The following is a 17,896-nucleotide window of genomic DNA, read 5'->3' as shown; positions in this document are numbered from 1 at the left end:
ACCTGATAGAAAGACGTCCTTTTACATTTGGAATACTACAGTTGGATTAGTTGTTATGTTATTTACAATTTCTCTGTACATTCCCCCATAAGTTATGCCGAAGGTATAAGAACCAGGCAATAGCTCCTTGCTGATCTCTCCACCGGTTGTTTGGCCAAAAGTCAGCCAGCCTCCCGCATAGTATTTCACGCTTCCGCTGTCCATCAGATTTCCTTGACTGTCTTTCAGTTGTACCTTGACCTTAATCGTCTGGAATATGACCACTGCGTCAGTTCCAATATCCTGTACTTTCTCCTTATACGCTCCCTCGTTGGTCATGCCGAAAGTATAAGTGCCGGGCAATAACTCATTGCTGACCTCTCCGCCTATTGTTTGGCCGAACGTCAACCAGCCTCCCGCATAGTATTTCACACTGCCGCTGTCCATCAGATTTCCCTGGCTGTCTTTCAATTGTACTTTGACCTTTACCGTCTGGAATACGACTACTGGGTCAATCCCTATATTCTGTACCTTCTCCTTATACGCACCCACGTTTGTCATGCCGAAGGTATAAGAACCAGGCAATAGCTCCTTGCTGATCTCTCCACCAGTTGTATGACCAAACGTCAACCAGCCTCCCGCGTAGTATTTCACGCTTCCGCTGTCCATCAGATTTCCTTGGCTGTCCTTCAGCTGAACCTTGGCTTTTACCGTCTGGAATACAACCACTGCATCAGTTCTGGTATTTTGCAGCTTCTCTTTATATGTTCCCTCATACGTAATGCCGAAGGTGTAGCTTTTGTCTGCTATGGATTTACTTACCCTTCCACTAGCGTCCGTCACACCAAAATCCTTCCATCCTCCGTCGTAGTATTTCACTACTCCGCCGCTGAGCGGATTTCCATTACTGTCTTTTAACTCAATCTTTACCGCGGTTGTGGCAAGCGAAAAACTAAGATTATGTGCCGACTCAATATTCCCTGCTTGATCCGTTGACTTATAGATCAAGGTATATTGACCTTGCTTATCCAACGTAACAGGTGATGTATAGAGCTGAAAAGTAGTCCCATTATCCAGACTGTATTCTGTTTTCTTCACACCTGAATCAACATCCACTGCATTTAAACTAAATGCAATCGGCCCAGCGTAAGTACCGTTTGGTCCTTCCGGTTGTGCCGGGTTCACACTGACTGATGTACTCGGCGCTATTTTGTCAATATTGTTCACCGTGTAGCTGCTAATATTGGACGCATGGCCTGCCGCATCTATTCCTCTCGCAAAGATCATGCCATTTTCGGAAACGACTACTGGCGTCGTGTATGCTGTCCATGTGCCGCTATCACCTACTTTATACTCTTTCACCGCTGCAATAGCCGGATAGCTGATCGTTACGGTGACATTGGTGTTGGTCGGTGCTGTGATATCTGCAGTAAGGATTGCCTCTGCTGGCGGTTGCGCAACTTGATTAGTGCTGTACGTCAGCGGGATCCTAAATGAAGCACCACCTGCTATATCATAGATAAATCCTTTACTGAAATCATTCGAATCTTTATAGGATCGGACAAGCGTAATGTCCCCTATATCGAGCTTCAAGCGGGTCCCTTCCATGGCGGATACATCCTTGATGCGATAAGACGCATAGCGGACACCGTCGTTTTGAATGGTGATGCTCTTACCAATCAAATCGGCAGGGGTGCTGAAAAGCCCAGAAGCTTCGATAATGATCTCGTTATGCGGTGACAAATCCTTCGTAAAGTCCACAACTGTTCCGGTAACGGCTCCAACCCGATCCTGCCGGACTACATTGTTCTTTCCGATATAAGAGCCGTCGTGCAAATAGGTGCTCGCACTTCCATCCTCCTGCACCAAATATACGCCGAAGAAGCCTTTAAACTCCAAAGAGTATGCGGTATCAGGCAGTTCAACCGTGTAAGCTTTGCTTGAATCCAAGCTGCTAACCATATAATCGGTTCTGCCGTTTTTCAATTTTACGCTTACTGCCCGAACCCCGCTGTCATCCACGGTCTGTCCGTTCAGCTTAACGATCAATGGTGTGATGGAACTAATAAAGCGTTCTCCCTTATACGGCTCAATGATCGAAGTAAATAAACTATCAATGTTAGTACCGCTGCTGTGGGCGATCAAATACCGGAGATCTTTCGGATTGCCCACCTTATTTTGTGGCGGTACTCCGTCGGCCAGCGCTACGTCATTTACATTGCCTAACATCGTCAATCTAAGGTGAACATCTGTCGCAGCCCCGCTTCCATGACCGTACATATTCCAGGTATCTTTCACATTCCAGTCGATACTGAATTTGTCCGCTGGAGACCCATCACGTTCCACATTTTTCAAATAGTGAAACCCGCTGCCCATATAACCGACCCCTGCGATATCATCGACTCTTTGCCCATAAGGTACGTCCGCTCCCGCATACGTCCCTGTTGCCTGCGGTACCAGGTTCAACCCTTCCGTCTCGACCGTTCCTTCTGCTCCATGGAAGCTAAAGTAATGATCATTGCCTCCCTTAACCCGAAACAGATCCACGGTATAGGAGTTTTTGTCATCTGCCTTGATCATGGCCGTAGTCCGCTTATATAGCGTCGTCTGCGGATATACCTTAGGCGCCTCCACATCAATGAGCTTCACCAAATCTGTATCATCGAAATGCTTTGCATCCGCAGCCCACAAATTCGTGTTCTGTTTTCGTTTATCCACGACTACCGTGTTATGGCTGATTGTATTGACGACCCACTGCGCTCGATGCATATCGACGCTGTCCGCGAATTCGGGGTAGCCCAAATCTGGCGACAAATCGAGACCAAATGCGTGAAATCCAACATTTAACGTGTCCCCATGACCGTGGCTTACGTTGCGGCCATAGAACATCCATTCATCCCGAAGCGTGTTAATCGCGTTCAGCTGGGCATCCCGCTGGGAGCGCGCCTGCGCATTCAGCAAATTAAATACGCGGACGTCCAGATTATAGCCGCTGGATGACGGATGCTTCCCGATACCCTCGAAGGAAATAGTATGCAGTCCTTGCGTAAGATTCATCTGGTTGATGATCTCATATGCATTCGTATCCGTCCCGTAAAAATCCAACTCTTTAACAGGTTGCCCATCGATGGAAATACGATAAATGCCATTAGACTGCGCTTTTACGGGGAGTAAATCCAACTCATAATCATCCGTAGTCGGAACAGTAAATTCAAATGTTGCCGTTTCTCCGCTTTGAGTTGCCGCAAGCTGGATGGAACTAGTAGCCTCAACAAACTTCGTCGGTACGCTTTGTGCGGACACGTTCATGCCGCCAAAGCCAATCCTCGTTCCATAATCAACTTTCGGATTATCACCGTCCCGCAGCGCGGCAAATCCATATCCGCTCGCATTTACACTTTCCAAATTCAGTGGACCTTTTACGTTAATAACCTCTTGAATTTGATTAGCGATCGCACTAGGACTGGAGGAAAATACATCCTTATGAATCCCGTCGGTCGTATTATTGTTCAGAAAATAAGCCAGCTGCGCATAAATCGGATCACCGAATTTTTCAAACGCTTTGACGGAATCCGTCATTCGCTCAATGATAAAAGGATTTCCGGTTCGGCCCGTATCCCCGATGTTTGCTGTGAATTTCTCGCTCAATATGAGTGTACTCATAGCGGAAAACATTTTTCTAAACTTCACGTTGTTGTACAGATCGGCCTGCGGGTATAAATCGTAGCCCTCCAAAATATCGGCAGTCAACCGATGATTCACCAGCCACAAAGCATTGTAACCAGGCGCGCTTTCATTTCCATTCCCATCTCGGTCGACGTCCGAAACAAGTGAACTTAGAATATTCCCACCTGTCAAGCGGGTTGGATTAGCAAGGACTCCTCCTGTCTGAAAAATGAAGTCTAGCCACTCTTTCGTTTCAGGCATCGTATCGTAGACAACAGCAGCCATGGCTAAAGCACTTTGATGCATGCCGTCATTGCCTAGAATTTGCGTCTTTTTTACTGCCGGAAATACTTGCTTAATCATACCGTCTTCGATATTCCGACGAATGTTTGCTCCGGAATTTTTCGTATTAACCAATCGAAATTGCGTCGACTTCGCACTCAGAAATTGAATGGTTCCCGGGTCATCGAGTGCCGGGAATAAAGCATCGTAGGCACTAATAAACGACTTTACTAATTCGGTTTCCCAAATGCCGCCTAATACTTTGCCATTGCCGACAGATTTGCCCGATGAATTTAGAAACACCGCTCTGTCAAACTTGCTTATATCCATTTCCGGATAAACATCCGCCACCCGATCTAGCAATATCGAACCGGCACGGCCATATTTGATGTCCCCCGTATATAAATAAGCATCGCGGAATGCATTCAAAGAACGCTGAATCAGAGAATCTCCCCCGTACCATGACCAGTGGACATAGTAGGCGATGAATGTATACCGTTTTCCTTGATCATCTACCCAGCCATAGCCATCATCGACTCCCCAGGTGGGTCCCTTTTCAGGATAGAGCGTGTTTACGAGCAAACTTCGATCCGCGAGCTCCGGCAGAAATATGCCGTGTTCGTCCAAACCGCTGCGGTAATAAGCTCCGAAGTCGTTCGTTGGAAAGCGGTAAAAGTTGCCGTCTTTGTCTTTTGCACTCGGATCTACAATTTTCCATGGGTCATTCAATGGATCAATACGATAAGGATAGTTGCCGTATTTTTTAATCTCCTCGCCGGTTATCGGGCTTCCTAACGACTGATTAACAGCATAACTGCGAGGAAGCTTTTGACTGGGAACCGCGTTCCACAAAAAGTCCAATCCTTTAGCCAGAAATTTATCCGCGTTTGAAACCGCCGAATCCTTCAAGCTCTTTGCCCATTGCAGCTGCTGTATATTTTGCCGGGCGGCCGTGACCTTCTCCTGGCTGTACAGTGTCGTCCTCGTTTTGCTATTCATCAATTCACCCGACCTAATGAATGTCGCGTTATCGAAATATACAGTTCCTCCGGCTGGCGGCGAGGTGCCTAATCGCAGGCTAATATAGGCGGTCTGAGCCGAAAAAACGCTCTTAAGCGTTATGGGCGTCCAAGCGTTACTGGACGAACCCGTCTGAGACACCGTTGAAAGGAAGACCTTGTCCGCATCCCATAATTCGACCTTCAGTTCAGCTGTCCCGGAGTTCGTGAAAGCAAACACATTTGACGTATATTCAACGCCTGGTGAAACTGGAATGAGATGGCTACGCAATCCTGCCGACTGATCCACGGCATTTGTTATTTTGATGCTGCGGATCCCGTCATAGACCATCTCATTAGATACCTCCACATCGCCGTCGACCCCACGCCAATTACTTGGCTTGCCATTATCCAACAGCTCGAATCTGCCGTTATTCAAATAGGGACTTGGGTCCGGAGTGGCTTCCCCGAATTTGGCATCGTCAAAATAACTCGTACCGATGTTAGTGCCTCCCAGATACAATCTTATCGTGGCGTAAGCTGCTCCAACAGGCGCAGCACCGACAGCACGAATCGGCTTCCATTCATTCTGAGTAGTGCTAGCCGCAATCACGTTCGTTAAATTTGTGTTGGCGGCATCCCAAAACTCCAGAAAAATGGTAGAAGCGCCGGATTCGTCATAGGCAAATACTTCCGCTTCATATTTTACCCCTACTGAAACTGGCATTTTCTGACTTCGTACTCCGATGCCAGCGGTTGCGCTCGTATCCACCATTTTTACACTGCGATCTCCCGAATGCTTCCTCTCCAGAGAGGACGTAATATTACCGCCGAAGATAGAATCCCAGTAGCGAGGCATTCCATCAATCGTATTCTCCATTCCACCGTTCCTTAGTGGCGTGCTCGGATCCTTCACCAACTCCCGAAAATCCGCATCGTCAAAATAGGATGTACCGATGTTCCCTTGTCCTGAATAGACTCTCAAGCTTGCGAAAACAGCACCTGCCGGCGCAGTTTGACTGATTCCGAGCTGCTTCCACTGATTTAACGTATTATTAGTGGCAGTTGGAAAAAGGATGAGCGTGTTACTCGCATCCCAAAACTCCAAATATAGGGACGAACTGCCCTGTGCATTGTAAGAATACACGGAAGCCTCATAATCTTTGCCAGGCGTAACCGAGATCTTCTGACTGCGCAGACCAACGGATGCTGTACTGCTATTATCCGTTAACTGCACGCTGTAAACTGCGCTGTGTACGGTGTACGTTGAAGATGTCACCGTCCCGCTCAAAACGGACCAGTTAAGTGGCTTTCCACCGGAAACCTGCTCGAATCCACTGTTTGGAAGAATCGGCAGCGTGTCCGCTTTTGCTTTTCCGGGGAATACCGTAAATACCGAAAATGCCATTAAAAAAGATAGGAAAACAGATAGAAACTGCGAACCTCTAATTCGACTCATTAATAATCCTTCCTTTCCATTCAAATTTGGTCAACCACCCATAAATAAAGCGTTTTCATTTCGTGCTATCCTAAATTATAAAGTCCAGAGTAGCCTTGAAGATATACATTCAATTCAACAAAGTGTCTACAAATTCCAGAAAACAAAAGGGGTTATTTCCCAGGTCTGAGAAGACCTTGAAAACAACCCTTTTTTTCAAGTTTTCATGCTAGTTAACTGCTAAAAGGGCAGGTCCTTGTTCCTTCGACCTGCCCTCTCATTATCCAATTTTCATTCTCCGATTTCCTGATCAACAAACTGTTCCAAACCTGTTTCTGCAGAACGGTATACAGCCTCCAGTGCAGCTATGACGCCTCGCGCATACTCTGGGGAGCAGCTAGTTTCCGAATGGTTCCGTATGGCCGTGAGCAGGTCGGAATATTGCAATTCGAATGGAGCAGCTGTGTTTGGTGTTTCAAGCTTCTCATACTGACCGCCCCGACTTATCCATAAGCTTTCACCGGTTACTAGCTTCAGCATACCACCCGTAAACATAATCTCCGTTTCATTGCGCGATGCCCCTAAGTAACCCGATTGAACAATTGTCGCAGGGATTCCTGAAGTAAGTTCCAGATATATCATACCGCTGCCTTCTACATTGCCCCTGCTTCCATGATAACTCACAGATGACCTTAATTTACGGACTGTACGATCTGTCAGCCACTGAATTTTATCGATAGAGTGCGTACCCAAATTGGCCAGAATACCACCGCCTGATTTCTCTTTTTCAAGAAACCACTGTGGACGCGAGTCTTGGAAGTAATTCGTATGTCTGACATCATGAATCATGACAAGTTTTCCTAATTCTTCACTTTGGATGATCCTTTTGGCCTCTATATTTTCAGCAATATAGTGCTGAGTATGTCCGACCAAGATGCGAATATCCGCTTTACGTCCAGCTTGGATAATCTCATCGCATTCCGATACGGATAAAGCCATAGGTTTCTCCAGCATCAAATGACATCCATGTTCCGCAGCAAACACGGCTGTCTCTTTATGCAAATAGTGAGGCAATGCGATGACCACCACGTCCGGTCTTTCCTGTTTGATCATTTCCCGGTAATCGTTATAGGCCGTTATTTCATAGAGCTGGGCGATTTCATTCGCTTTATCGAGATTGATATCTACAACCGCGCAAGCTGCAAATCCTGTCGTTGCTCGGATAGCATCAAAATGTGATTTGGCTATAATACCCGCACCAAGCACCGCTACCCTTAATTCTGCTTTTTGCATGGCAGTTTCATCCTTTCCCGATTCTACAAATATACCTCTAAACCGGATTCACGACTCTCATTGGCGGCTTCCAAGAATCGCATGATCTGCAGCGTCTCTTCCATGTCTATGTCAGGTGTTCCTGTTACAAACATGCTCATAATTTTCTCCATTAAGCTGGCATAATACGGTTTCGGATGTCGATACACATCGATATACTGCGTTTTGGTTTCCCTATGCAGCAGTGCGCCAAATTCTGAGTTGCCTTTGCGATTACCTCGAATCGTACCGATTATACAATTTTGCCAGACGCCGGTAATGAGATCATGCTCATCAGTTGTAACAGCCGAAACCTTCACACAACCTTTACCCAGCGTTTTAAAAAGCATCTCAGCCATATGCACGCCATACCAGAATAGCCCTGGCTGTGTGGGTTGCATAGCTAGCGGACCATAACAATCCATGCCGATAATGCTGCTGCTTTCAGATTCCAGTAACGCCTCCGTCATTGCTTCGGCATATCGGAGCGAAGAACAGCTCATCATCGGTATGCTATGCAGCTGGGCTAGTTCCACAATTGCCTTCGCATCGGACGAAGAAAGAGCCATTGGCTTATCGATGAAAATCGGTTTGCGATAAGCAGCGATGCGACGAAACAGCTCGAGATGAACCCGCCCATCGACCGACACCATCAGAATAGCATCGCAAGCATCAGCCACTTCCTCCGGCGAATCAACAATTTTCACACCATACTTGTCGCGAACTTGCGCCGTAAACCCTTCCACTCGCGAATAACTCATCTCGAAATCGGCTGAACCTCCTGGAAAAGCAACCGTCACTTCCCCACCAGGCACATGATAAGCATGGTTCTTATCGTTTAGCAATTGCGTAAAAACGGGAGCATGCGATGAATCGAGACCTATAATACCAATTCGAATCGTTTTCCCGGACATCATCTGTAAATCCTCCCATTCTCAATCAATCTGCTAACCATTCGGATAAATGCCTCTTAACAAATTCATCGTCGTTCAAATTCGGATAATCCCGATAGACACGGTCAATTTCCTCCATTTGTCCGTTAGACAGCTCTTCTTCGGGATTCAGACACCAACGCCCTTCAAGAAGACCTTGTCTCCTAAGCACCTCATGAATTCCGGCTATACAGCCTGCAAATCCATTCGCTGTATCAAAAAATGCCGCATTGGAGTCCGTAACTTCTATATTGCGAGTCAACCAGTTGGAATTTAGACTTTCATCGTTTCGCACAAGTTTAATGGCATCCAAGAGTTCAACAGCCTTTTGCGTCCAAACAGACCAATGACCCAACAAACCGCCCACTATTTTTTTCTCAACCTTGATTCCATTAACGACAAAATGGTAAGTGGTCAGCAAATCGTTCACAATATTATCGTCATTACCCGTATACAGAGCGATTTCATCTCGCCGCTCGGAATTACATACGGCACGCACGACATCAATCGTTTGATAACGGTTAAACGGTGCCATTTTGATACCAGCCACGCCAGAGATGTTCGCAAACTCTTTCCAGAAATCGTAGCTTAATACTCTTCCACCGACAGAAGGCTGTAGATAAAAGCCGAATACCGGAATGATCTCCGCGATTTTGGCAATTCGCTTCAGTAAGTCCTTCTCTGTGAAGCTTTGAAGTCCTCCCATGCTGACTAAACCTAGATCATATCCTAGACCCGCTGCTGTTTCCGCTTCGTAAACGGCTTGCTCTGTTGGACCGCATATACCTGCTATTTGAAGGAAGGGCTTGGTTAGCTTGGCATTCTTGACTTCTTCGGATGCTAATTTCAGCACCTTTTCGAAAAGATTATGTTCCTTATCCCTGATTTCAAACTGTGTCGTATGCACAGCAACTGCGATGCCGCCTGCACCCGAAGACATGTAATAACGTGTGAGAGCTCTTTGTCTGCGTTCATTCATCTCTCTTGCAGCGTTTAAAGCCAGCGGATGTGCGGGAATGACCAATCCCTCATGCAGCGCTTTGTTTTTTTCCGCACTAAGTGGTTTCAATCTGCTCATCTTTAATATTTCCCCTCTCTCTCTTGGAAATGGGTTGGTTTATTCCAAGTATGACCATCGGCCAAACACCACTCCGCGGTCCAGTCAATCATTTGCTGCAGGGAAACCTGAGGATAACCGAACAGTTGGTGAGCTTTTGCTGAATTGCTCAATAAAGCAGTTGGTGATTCTTCTCCAACAAAGATAGGTTCCACACCAAATCTTTGGCCAAACATATTTGCTGCCCAACGCATCGATAACGTTTCAGGACCGGATACATTTAAGAATGTAGGCGGGGAACTGGCAATATTCAAGGAACGAATAGCCATTTCATTCGCATCCCCCTGCCAAATACAGTTCACATTGCCCATGGTGATGTTGATAGGTTTCCCTGCTTTAACCGATTTTGCTATTTCCAAAAGCACGCCATAGCGCAAATCCACCGCATAATTAAGTCTGAAAACGGTCAATGGCGTATTATATTTACGGGAAAAATGCTCAAAAATCCGCTCACGCCCCAAACAAGATTGGCCATATTCTCCGATCGGACCAGTCGCCGTATCTTCTGTAGCTCCGCCATGAGCAACCGGTGTGAATGGGTACACATTCCCTGTAGAAAAAGCGACAATACGAGAGTTTTTATATTTTTCCGCAACACGTCCAGGGAGGTAAGCATTCATTGCCCATGTAAAATGTTCATTCCCCATCGTGCCAAATTTATTTCCCGCCATATAAATAACATTTTTCACATCAGGCAGCTGCTGAAGCTGTTGATCGTTCAATAAATCAACGGAGATCGTTTCAACACCGTCTGCTTCCAGCTCTTGTTTTAATCCTTCGGAAGAGAACCGCGAAGCGCCAATCACCTTTTTATTTACACCGGCTTCTTTAATAGCGTTCATGGCTAACCTAGCCAAACTAGGTCCCATCTTACCGCCAATACCAAGTAACAGAATATCCCCATCGAGTGCAGCAATATCATTGATTAAAGCGGACGAAGGCTGAGCTAGCTTTGTTTCTAATTCTTGGGTTGTTTTCATGTCGTTCTCCTCTCGATTTTCAAGTCTACATCCCTATTTTAATGAGCCTACACATTAAAAGACAAGTCTTTTAAATGTCTATATATAAACAGAAGGATAGGACGAATCCCTTCCATCTCACATTAGCTCTTCATACTTTCATCAAGGAACGCAAACTCAAAAATTTGCCGTGGACGGCCTTTCGGCATTTTCTCCATTCCACTTGTCCGTACTAAACCTGTATCCGACCATTCCAACAACAATCGATGGGTGCTTCTAACGGTAATATTGAGCAGCAAAGCCAATTCTTGAACGTTATACTCTTTCTTGCCGGTACGGGCATACGTTACAAGTAACCTGCTTAAGTAGGGAGAGGTCATATTGGCGTTCTCTGCTTTTTTAATAAAGTCAGGATTAACCAATTCCAAATCTTTCACCTGGGCATCCACCATCTCCAAAGGTCCAAGTATGCCTCTGTCCTCTCTAACAATAAAACATGAGTTGCCGTTGGCCTCCTTTGACTTCCGCAAAGCCGATCTCGCATTCGAACCCGCTTCATTGGCCGTTCTGCCGAATCCAACACCGATACTCAGCGTTAACTGATAGGATCTATAGATTTCTGATGCTAGAGGAACTCTTTTGTATCCTGCCGTTTCTTGTTCAAATATCCCCCTGGTTGTAAAAAATAAATATTCATCGCCTCCCAGGTGCGTAAGATGACCTCGTAAAGAATCCACATAATCCAGCAAAATTCGGTGAATATTGAGCTTTAGCTTTTGAATTTCATGCTCCGAGTTATGGCGATCGACGATTTTGCCAAAGCCATCCACATTGATCAGACCCACAACGATCTGGGATTCCTTACTTTTCCTCGCATCTGTCGATAGAAGCGCTCTCTCCAGAGCTACAACGATGTCCTGTGTGGTTGGGACCATCCATTCATTCGGGATACCTAAATCATTTAATTCAGCTGATATTGAATTGATTCCAGTGAGTGCTCCAGACACCAAACCCTTGTTAAAACAATCTTTATGGAACTCCAAAAGTTGTTCTCTTGTAAGATTGCTTGCCCCATCATAGCAAATGATTTTCAAATCTTGTTCATCGATTTCTTCCAAAAATCGTTTTACCATGACTGGAGTTACCGTATCTACACTTATTGCATTACCAACCATATTCGAATTAACATTAACGTTTGCAAGTTTTTTTTGGATATTATAAAAAGCCTTATATAATCCAGTTTCGTTATATCGGACGTAATGAACTGGTACGACTGATTTCACTTTCTCCAGAACTTTTCGGTATGGGACAGGACCGCATAATAACAAGACTTCCACTTCATTCTTTATTTCATCTGATAAATTTGGAGTTTCCAATTCATTCTTTGAATACCTGACAACGGGTTCAAAGGTGGGGAAGTTTTTGATGACTTTGACGATCCTTAACACCATATCCTGGGGACCGACAATGCCAATCTTAACCCCAGCACTCGCACTGCTGTGACCTATTATTTTTCCAAAAGTATCAATGGGAGATCCCTCGCTTTATTTTCATTTGTTTCAACATATTTTAAAATCCAACACTAGATTTAACCCAAAACAACCTTGCGCGAAAGCTCTGTGCGCAAGGCCGAAGGATGATCTGAATCGGATTGCCAAGGCAAAAGCGGATCCACATCATAGTAATTTTCCGAATACTGCGCAAACTCAACTTAAATATAACGCAGATAAGCCTCTGCCTTCAAGCAAGGTAACGTTGCCGTATGAGTTAGGCAGAGTTACATCTCTTTCCCGAATACTTTCACTACATAAAAGCTGGGTAGCCCTTTGGATACATCGCTCACAACAATGCGTACGTACCTAATCCCTGTTTCATGAAATTCATCCATGCCCATCTCTTGTCCCGTTTGTCTTTGAGAAGCCACTGCTTTCCAATGGATATCATCAGATGAAACTTCAACTTGATATTCATACTCCGTATTATCACTTTCCCAGTAGATCTTACAGCCATCCAACTCGTAGAAACCTTCAAGATCTACCTTCCACCACTGCGGCAGTTCATTATTTCCAGCACTCCACCTCTCGCTCCACCGATCAGCAATGATATTGCTTGTTGCTTGACTAGCACTGCATCCAGGAAGCTCTGAGCTGGCTTTCGCCGGTTTATTGATCGCAACATCCGTCCAGTGTTCCCAATATCTAGATGATGGAGGCGAAAAGAAAGCAATCTGATCCACCTCATATTCCGGTTTTCGATCGGGTGGTACTTGTGATTTCCCTGGTACAAATGGCTTAGAAATAGGCTGCGATATGATTTCTACAGTCGCCGATTTCATCCATCTGACTCCGCAAGCAGTGTGATTAGGCCTGGTTCCTTCGTCGCACGAATGAGAACCCCGATGGCTCCCGCTTCCGCTTCTACGGGGTTTGCCCCCACTCTACTGTCTCCATCACCGACAATTTCTGCCGGTCCAGTCAATTGGAATTCTATCTTATTGTAGGCATCCGGAACTACGGTTCCATTGGCGTCTCTCACATAAACATGAACCATGATTAAATCAGAACCATCCGCTTTCAGATCAACACCGCAATCATCTACAGATAATGTTAAATAATCCGGTGTCCCTGGCGTCATGACGGAATGCGTTGCTACGATAACATCATCAACAATAGCTTCAGCCATTAATGTTCCCGGCTCCCATTCTACCCCTTCGAAAATGAAAGGTGCATGCGGCATACTTCCATAGCTTGCATCTGGTTTCTTAACACCGAGAAGCCTTCCATTCAGATAAAGTCTGATTCGTTCACAGTTGCAATAAATTGTAATATCTGTTGTTGAAGCTGCTGTCCAATCATTAGCAATGAATACCATCGGCGTTGTACGAATACCCGATATTGGTAAATTAGGTTCGCTTTGGCTTTGAAATAAATAATAGCTATATTTGGGTAAACGATATAAATCCAGTGCTCCACAGGCGGCTATATTATCATAATATCCCCTGTTCGTATCAATTCCGGTCCACAGCGCTCCGCCGCTAAGTCCTTTCGTAGCTAGAATATTATTTAAAATATCGGTGCGCTCTTTCGAAGACTGCAGCATGCCAGACTCGCCGCCTGGGTAGAAATCTCTTGTCCCTCTTGAACATCTGAGATGCGTATGCCTTGGACCCGCCTGCTCCAGATAATGGTCTCCCCACTCCCTGATGAAAGATCCCTGATGATCACGAAGTGCTGCTCCGTAAACGACATCATAGTGGGTCGCAGCAATTCTATAATTGTCACAAGCCGCATAGCATTGATCACCTGGATATTCGGCATGTGTGACCTCTAGGGCTGTTCGTGTATATTGTTCACTATAATCGGTTTCGTTCAAGATAGGCTCCCACAGTACAACACTAGGGCGATTCCTATGATAACGAATCATCTCTCGAATATCTTGATAGGATCTTTCTTTAAACGTATCGTTATCCCTGAACCACTGCCATCCAGGTGTCGGCACAATACACATCAGGCCTAATTCGTCACAAGCGTCCATGAAAGCCGGAGATTGCGGATAATGTCCAGTACGAATGATCGTAAATCCGCCTTCTCTAAGCTTGATTGCATCCCTTCTATGCAGGGAATCAGATAGGGCATCTCCCACATATACATATTCCTGATGTCGGTTGGCACCAATTAATTTCATTAATGTCCCGTTTATACGAAAGCCTTCACCATCAAATCGGATGTGCCGAATACCTATTTTGGTTTCATAGGCATCTACAACTACATCGCTATCATAAACAACCGTGTATACAGTATATAGGTAGGGATGATCTGGGTGCCAAAGCTTGGGTTCTGATACCGTAACACTTTGAGTAAAAGTATGATCCTTCTGTTGATCTATGTTGTGTAAACTGGATGATACCTTATTAACAACTTCATTATTGTCATTTACAATATAATGGGTCACTGAGCAAGCCTTAGGGATATCATATTCATTACTAATGTGCGTTTGAATATTTACTTGAGCTTTAAGTGAACTTACATCCGAGTAAGTGATGAAAAGGCCGCCGCCAGCTTGTTGATTCGCATAAACGGCATCTGTGATATGCAATTTATCCGTCGTATGCAGCCATACATTCCGATAAAGTCCACCATAATAGCAAAAATCCAATTCACCTTGAGGTTACCTGGTGGAACATCCGGCATATCGGAGTTGTCTAGCTTCACCACAATAACATGATCCGTTTCTCCATCCGCCGTAACGTGATCCGTAATATCTAAAGTAAAGGGCAGGTAACCGCCGTAATGTGTCGAGAGATGTTTCCCGTTAATCCATACATCAGCTGTATGCTTCGCACCTTCAAATTCTACAAATATTTTTTGACCGTTGTAAGCCTTATCCACATAAAAATGTCTCCGATACCAAGAGATGCCCAGATAGTTCAGGCCTCCACTGCAGTGAGCTGGTTCTACCCTCACTGTGTGAGGAAGGTGCACAATCTCCCAAGCTGAGTCATCAAAATTAGTCGCTTCTGAACCTTGTATATCCCCCCGAAAAAAACGCCATTCCTGATTAAAACTTAATTTATTGCGATGAACCTTTGTTTCAAGTTCCTGGAAGATCCCCAATTCATCTATTGTATTCATGCCATGCCATACTCCTCTCAACTTACATCTCTATAAGTTATTCTAATTTAGCAATCACATTAAAGACAAGTCCTTAAAAAGACCTTATATGTGGTGAGGATACATACGAATCCATGACAATTAAGCGCGAAAACCGCGCTTTCAGTGAAAGCTCCGCGAGTCGAAGCTCGCCGACAGAGTCTGAGAAGGCGGAAATCGACTTCTCAATAAATGGTTTTGCGCATCTATGCGGAATAAGCGCGGAAAACGCGCTTTCAGCGAGAGCTCCGCGAGCAGAAGCTCGTTAGTAGAGCCGGAGAAGGCGGAATTCGACTTCTCAGTAGATGGTCTTGCGCATCTATGCGGAATAAGCGCCGAAACCGCGCTTATTCCGACGCCACCGAGTAAATAGGCGCGAAAATCGCGCTTACAGCGAGAGTTCCGCGAGTCGAAGCTCGCCGACAGAGCCTGAGAAGGCGGAAATCAACTTCTCAGTAGATGGTTTTGCGCGTCTATGCGGAATAAGCGCGGAAAACGCGCTTATTCCGACACCACCGAGTAAATAGGCGCGAAAACGCGCTTACAGCGAGAGTTCCGCGATCAGAAGCGCGTTGGTAGAGCCGGAGAAGGCGGAAATCGACTTCTCAATAAATGGTTTTGCGCATCTATGCGGAATAAGCGCGGAAAACGCGCTTACAGCGAGAGTTCCGCGAGTCGAAGCTCGCCGACAGAGTCTGAGAAGCCGGAAATCGACTTCTCGGTAGATTGTCCCGCTCGTCCATGAAGATTAAGCTCGGAAAACGAGCTTAATCTGGAGCTCACAAATAAAAAAGGGGTAAGCTTTGCTTACCCCAAACCCAAAACATATAAATTTTTATGAAGAAAAATTCCTGCTCCAAAGGAAATTGGAAGCAGGAATTTCATCATTGATTGCCGTAAACCGCCATGTAAAACATGACGGCTCGTAACATTTAAACTTATTTATTTTTATATTGCGTAGGCGTAAATCCAGTGTAACTCTTGAATAATTTGCAGAAATAACGGTAGTCGGAGATGCCTACAGCCCCGGATACCTCATAAATTTTCATCGTTGTCCGTTCCAACAATTCGCTCGCCTTTTCCATACGTACTCGGTTCAAATAATCCGAGAAGTTCTCGCCGACCTCCTGCTTGAACATCTGACCTGCGTAAGATGGGTGCATTTGAACTAGCTTAGCAAGCTCAGCCACCTGCACATCCTCCTTGTAATGCTCTCGGATATAGCGAATCATCAGTTGAACTTCCTTGCGCATCGACGCTGACGGATGAATGCGATTGTTCATCCATTCGTTTACGGCTTGAATCATTTTCTCCCACCATCCGCAGTAATCCGTCCACGTCTCTAATCGATCGATCCCACTTAATCGCTCGATAACCGAGGCTGGAAGCTTCACGAACCCGGGTTGAAACATTTGTCGCGTCATGCGCAGAAGATCCGCTGGATGAATCGGCGGGTTATAAAGCTTGGTGATGACTGACACGCTTTCCTGGAACGCTGCGGCATCCTCCCGCAGCATCGCTTTCACTACAGCAGCAATCCACTCACGGATCTGCTCCTCATCGAATCGCCGGAATGTCGACGCATGTTTGCCTACAACAGCCGAATCCGACTTATAGAAGTAAGCAGCTAGCCCATCAAGTCCTTCGCGTAACCCGTCGGCAATCTGCTTTATCGTCAAAGGTTGCTTGCCTAATTCCCGTACCGGACCGACATGAATAAAGCTCTTAACCGGGGCGAAATCTCTTAAAGCCTCCAGTGCTGTCAACGCTAGCTGGTTCATCTTGAAGCTTTCCAGAAGCTGTTTGGATCCAATCAGCAGGCACAACCGACTTTGCCGTATCGGCAGCATGACCATTCGGTTGCCTTCACCGAGCATGCGCGGGTCCAGTCTCTCCTCCAATACTTCGCCTACTTGTTTCTGGAGCTGAACAAGCTCCTCCTCCGTTAGCTCAGCTTGCTCGGATCCCGCAGGGACGCTCCAGCCTATGGTCAATCCCGCCAAATAACTGGCTTGAGCCACTCCTTCGAACCACTCTTCAGGAATCGTCCGGGCTTGGATACTTCCATCATCGTCCACCAATCGCTCCATCCACTGGCGCTTCCTAGTCCATTCCTTTTCCCATTCCAATTTACGGCGCATCTCCAGCTTCTGATCCACATCCATCTCCTGCTCAATCGCTTCAGCCACCTTGCGGCAAGCGTCGAGAATTTGCTCCGGAGTCTGCGCCAGCTTGATCAAATAGTTATCCACACCCAACTCGATTGCTTGGCGCGCGTATTCGAACTCACCATAAGCCGTCAGGATCACAATACGGATTCGCGGCCACCTCTTGCGCACATAGGCAGCTAGTTCTAATCCGCTCATATTCGGCATCGTAATATCCGTCAGCAGCAAATGCGGCATATCCCGTTCTATCATTCGGATCGCTTCTTCGGCTCCCGACGCGGCTCCCATAAACGTAAACCCCGCATCCGACCAAGGAATCCGTTCGGAAAAGCGTTCACGTACCCATTGTTCGTCATCCACCATCAGCAGCTTCAGCATGGCACTTTCCCCTTCCGCT

11 protein-coding genes are annotated in these 17,896 nt (G+C 46.0%); 1 reads left to right on the top strand and 10 read right to left on the bottom strand.

What is annotated here, in order from left to right:
- Positions 1–21: 21 nt before the first annotated feature.
- From AC58UU_RS31340 to AC58UU_RS31300, 9 genes are all read right to left on the bottom strand, one after another.
- Complete coding sequence (locus AC58UU_RS31340; protein ID WP_497321403.1) at positions 22–6,384, bottom strand: OmpL47-type beta-barrel domain-containing protein; 6,363 nt, start codon at positions 6,382–6,384, stop codon at positions 22–24.
- Positions 6,385–6,654: 270 nt separating this feature from the next.
- On the bottom strand, positions 6,655–7,656 hold the full coding sequence (locus tag AC58UU_RS31335) for a Gfo/Idh/MocA family protein (protein WP_497321401.1): 1,002 nt from the start codon (positions 7,654–7,656) through the stop codon (positions 6,655–6,657).
- Between the two features lie 23 nt (positions 7,657–7,679).
- The gene (locus tag AC58UU_RS31330; RefSeq protein ID WP_497321399.1) at positions 7,680–8,591 is read right to left on the bottom strand and encodes a Gfo/Idh/MocA family protein; all 912 of its coding nucleotides are present in this window, start codon (positions 8,589–8,591) and stop codon (positions 7,680–7,682) included.
- A 22-nt stretch (positions 8,592–8,613) separates the two neighbouring features.
- Complete coding sequence (locus AC58UU_RS31325) at positions 8,614–9,684, bottom strand: dihydrodipicolinate synthase family protein (RefSeq protein ID WP_497321398.1); 1,071 nt, start codon at positions 9,682–9,684, stop codon at positions 8,614–8,616.
- Between the two features lie 2 nt (positions 9,685–9,686).
- Entirely contained in the window at positions 9,687–10,703 is a 1,017-nt protein-coding gene (locus AC58UU_RS31320) for an NAD-dependent epimerase/dehydratase family protein (protein ID WP_497321397.1), read from the bottom strand.
- A 122-nt stretch (positions 10,704–10,825) separates the two neighbouring features.
- On the bottom strand, positions 10,826–11,857 hold the full coding sequence (locus tag AC58UU_RS31315; protein WP_497321396.1) for a GTP cyclohydrolase IIa: 1,032 nt from the start codon (positions 11,855–11,857) through the stop codon (positions 10,826–10,828).
- A 602-nt stretch (positions 11,858–12,459) separates the two neighbouring features.
- The gene (locus AC58UU_RS31310; protein ID WP_497321394.1) at positions 12,460–13,017 is read right to left on the bottom strand and encodes a discoidin domain-containing protein; all 558 of its coding nucleotides are present in this window, start codon (positions 13,015–13,017) and stop codon (positions 12,460–12,462) included.
- Positions 13,014–14,777, bottom strand: coding sequence for a glycoside hydrolase family 2 protein (locus AC58UU_RS31305; protein ID WP_497321392.1), 1,764 nt, complete (start codon positions 14,775–14,777; stop codon positions 13,014–13,016). Before AC58UU_RS31305 ends, AC58UU_RS31310 begins: the two co-directional genes overlap by 4 nt.
- A complete protein-coding gene (locus AC58UU_RS31300; RefSeq protein WP_497321390.1) occupies positions 14,705–15,313 on the bottom strand; it encodes a sugar-binding domain-containing protein in 609 nt (202 codons plus the stop codon). Before AC58UU_RS31300 ends, AC58UU_RS31305 begins: the two co-directional genes overlap by 73 nt.
- A 226-nt stretch (positions 15,314–15,539) precedes the next feature.
- On the opposite strand from AC58UU_RS31300, the gene AC58UU_RS31295 reads away from it, so the two are divergent.
- Positions 15,540–15,704: a hypothetical protein gene (locus AC58UU_RS31295; protein WP_497321389.1), complete on the top strand. Its 165-nt coding sequence runs from the start codon at positions 15,540–15,542 to the stop codon at positions 15,702–15,704.
- A 565-nt stretch (positions 15,705–16,269) separates the two neighbouring features.
- On the opposite strand, the gene AC58UU_RS31290 is transcribed toward AC58UU_RS31295, so the two are convergent.
- Positions 16,270–17,877: a response regulator transcription factor gene (locus tag AC58UU_RS31290; protein WP_497321387.1), complete on the bottom strand. Its 1,608-nt coding sequence runs from the start codon at positions 17,875–17,877 to the stop codon at positions 16,270–16,272.
- Positions 17,878–17,896 lie beyond the last annotated feature (19 nt).

The organism is Paenibacillus sp. JT22N1 (genome assembly GCF_059692155.1).
Note: the sequence above shows the minus strand (reverse complement) of the source record. Positions and strands in the feature narration are given on the sequence as shown.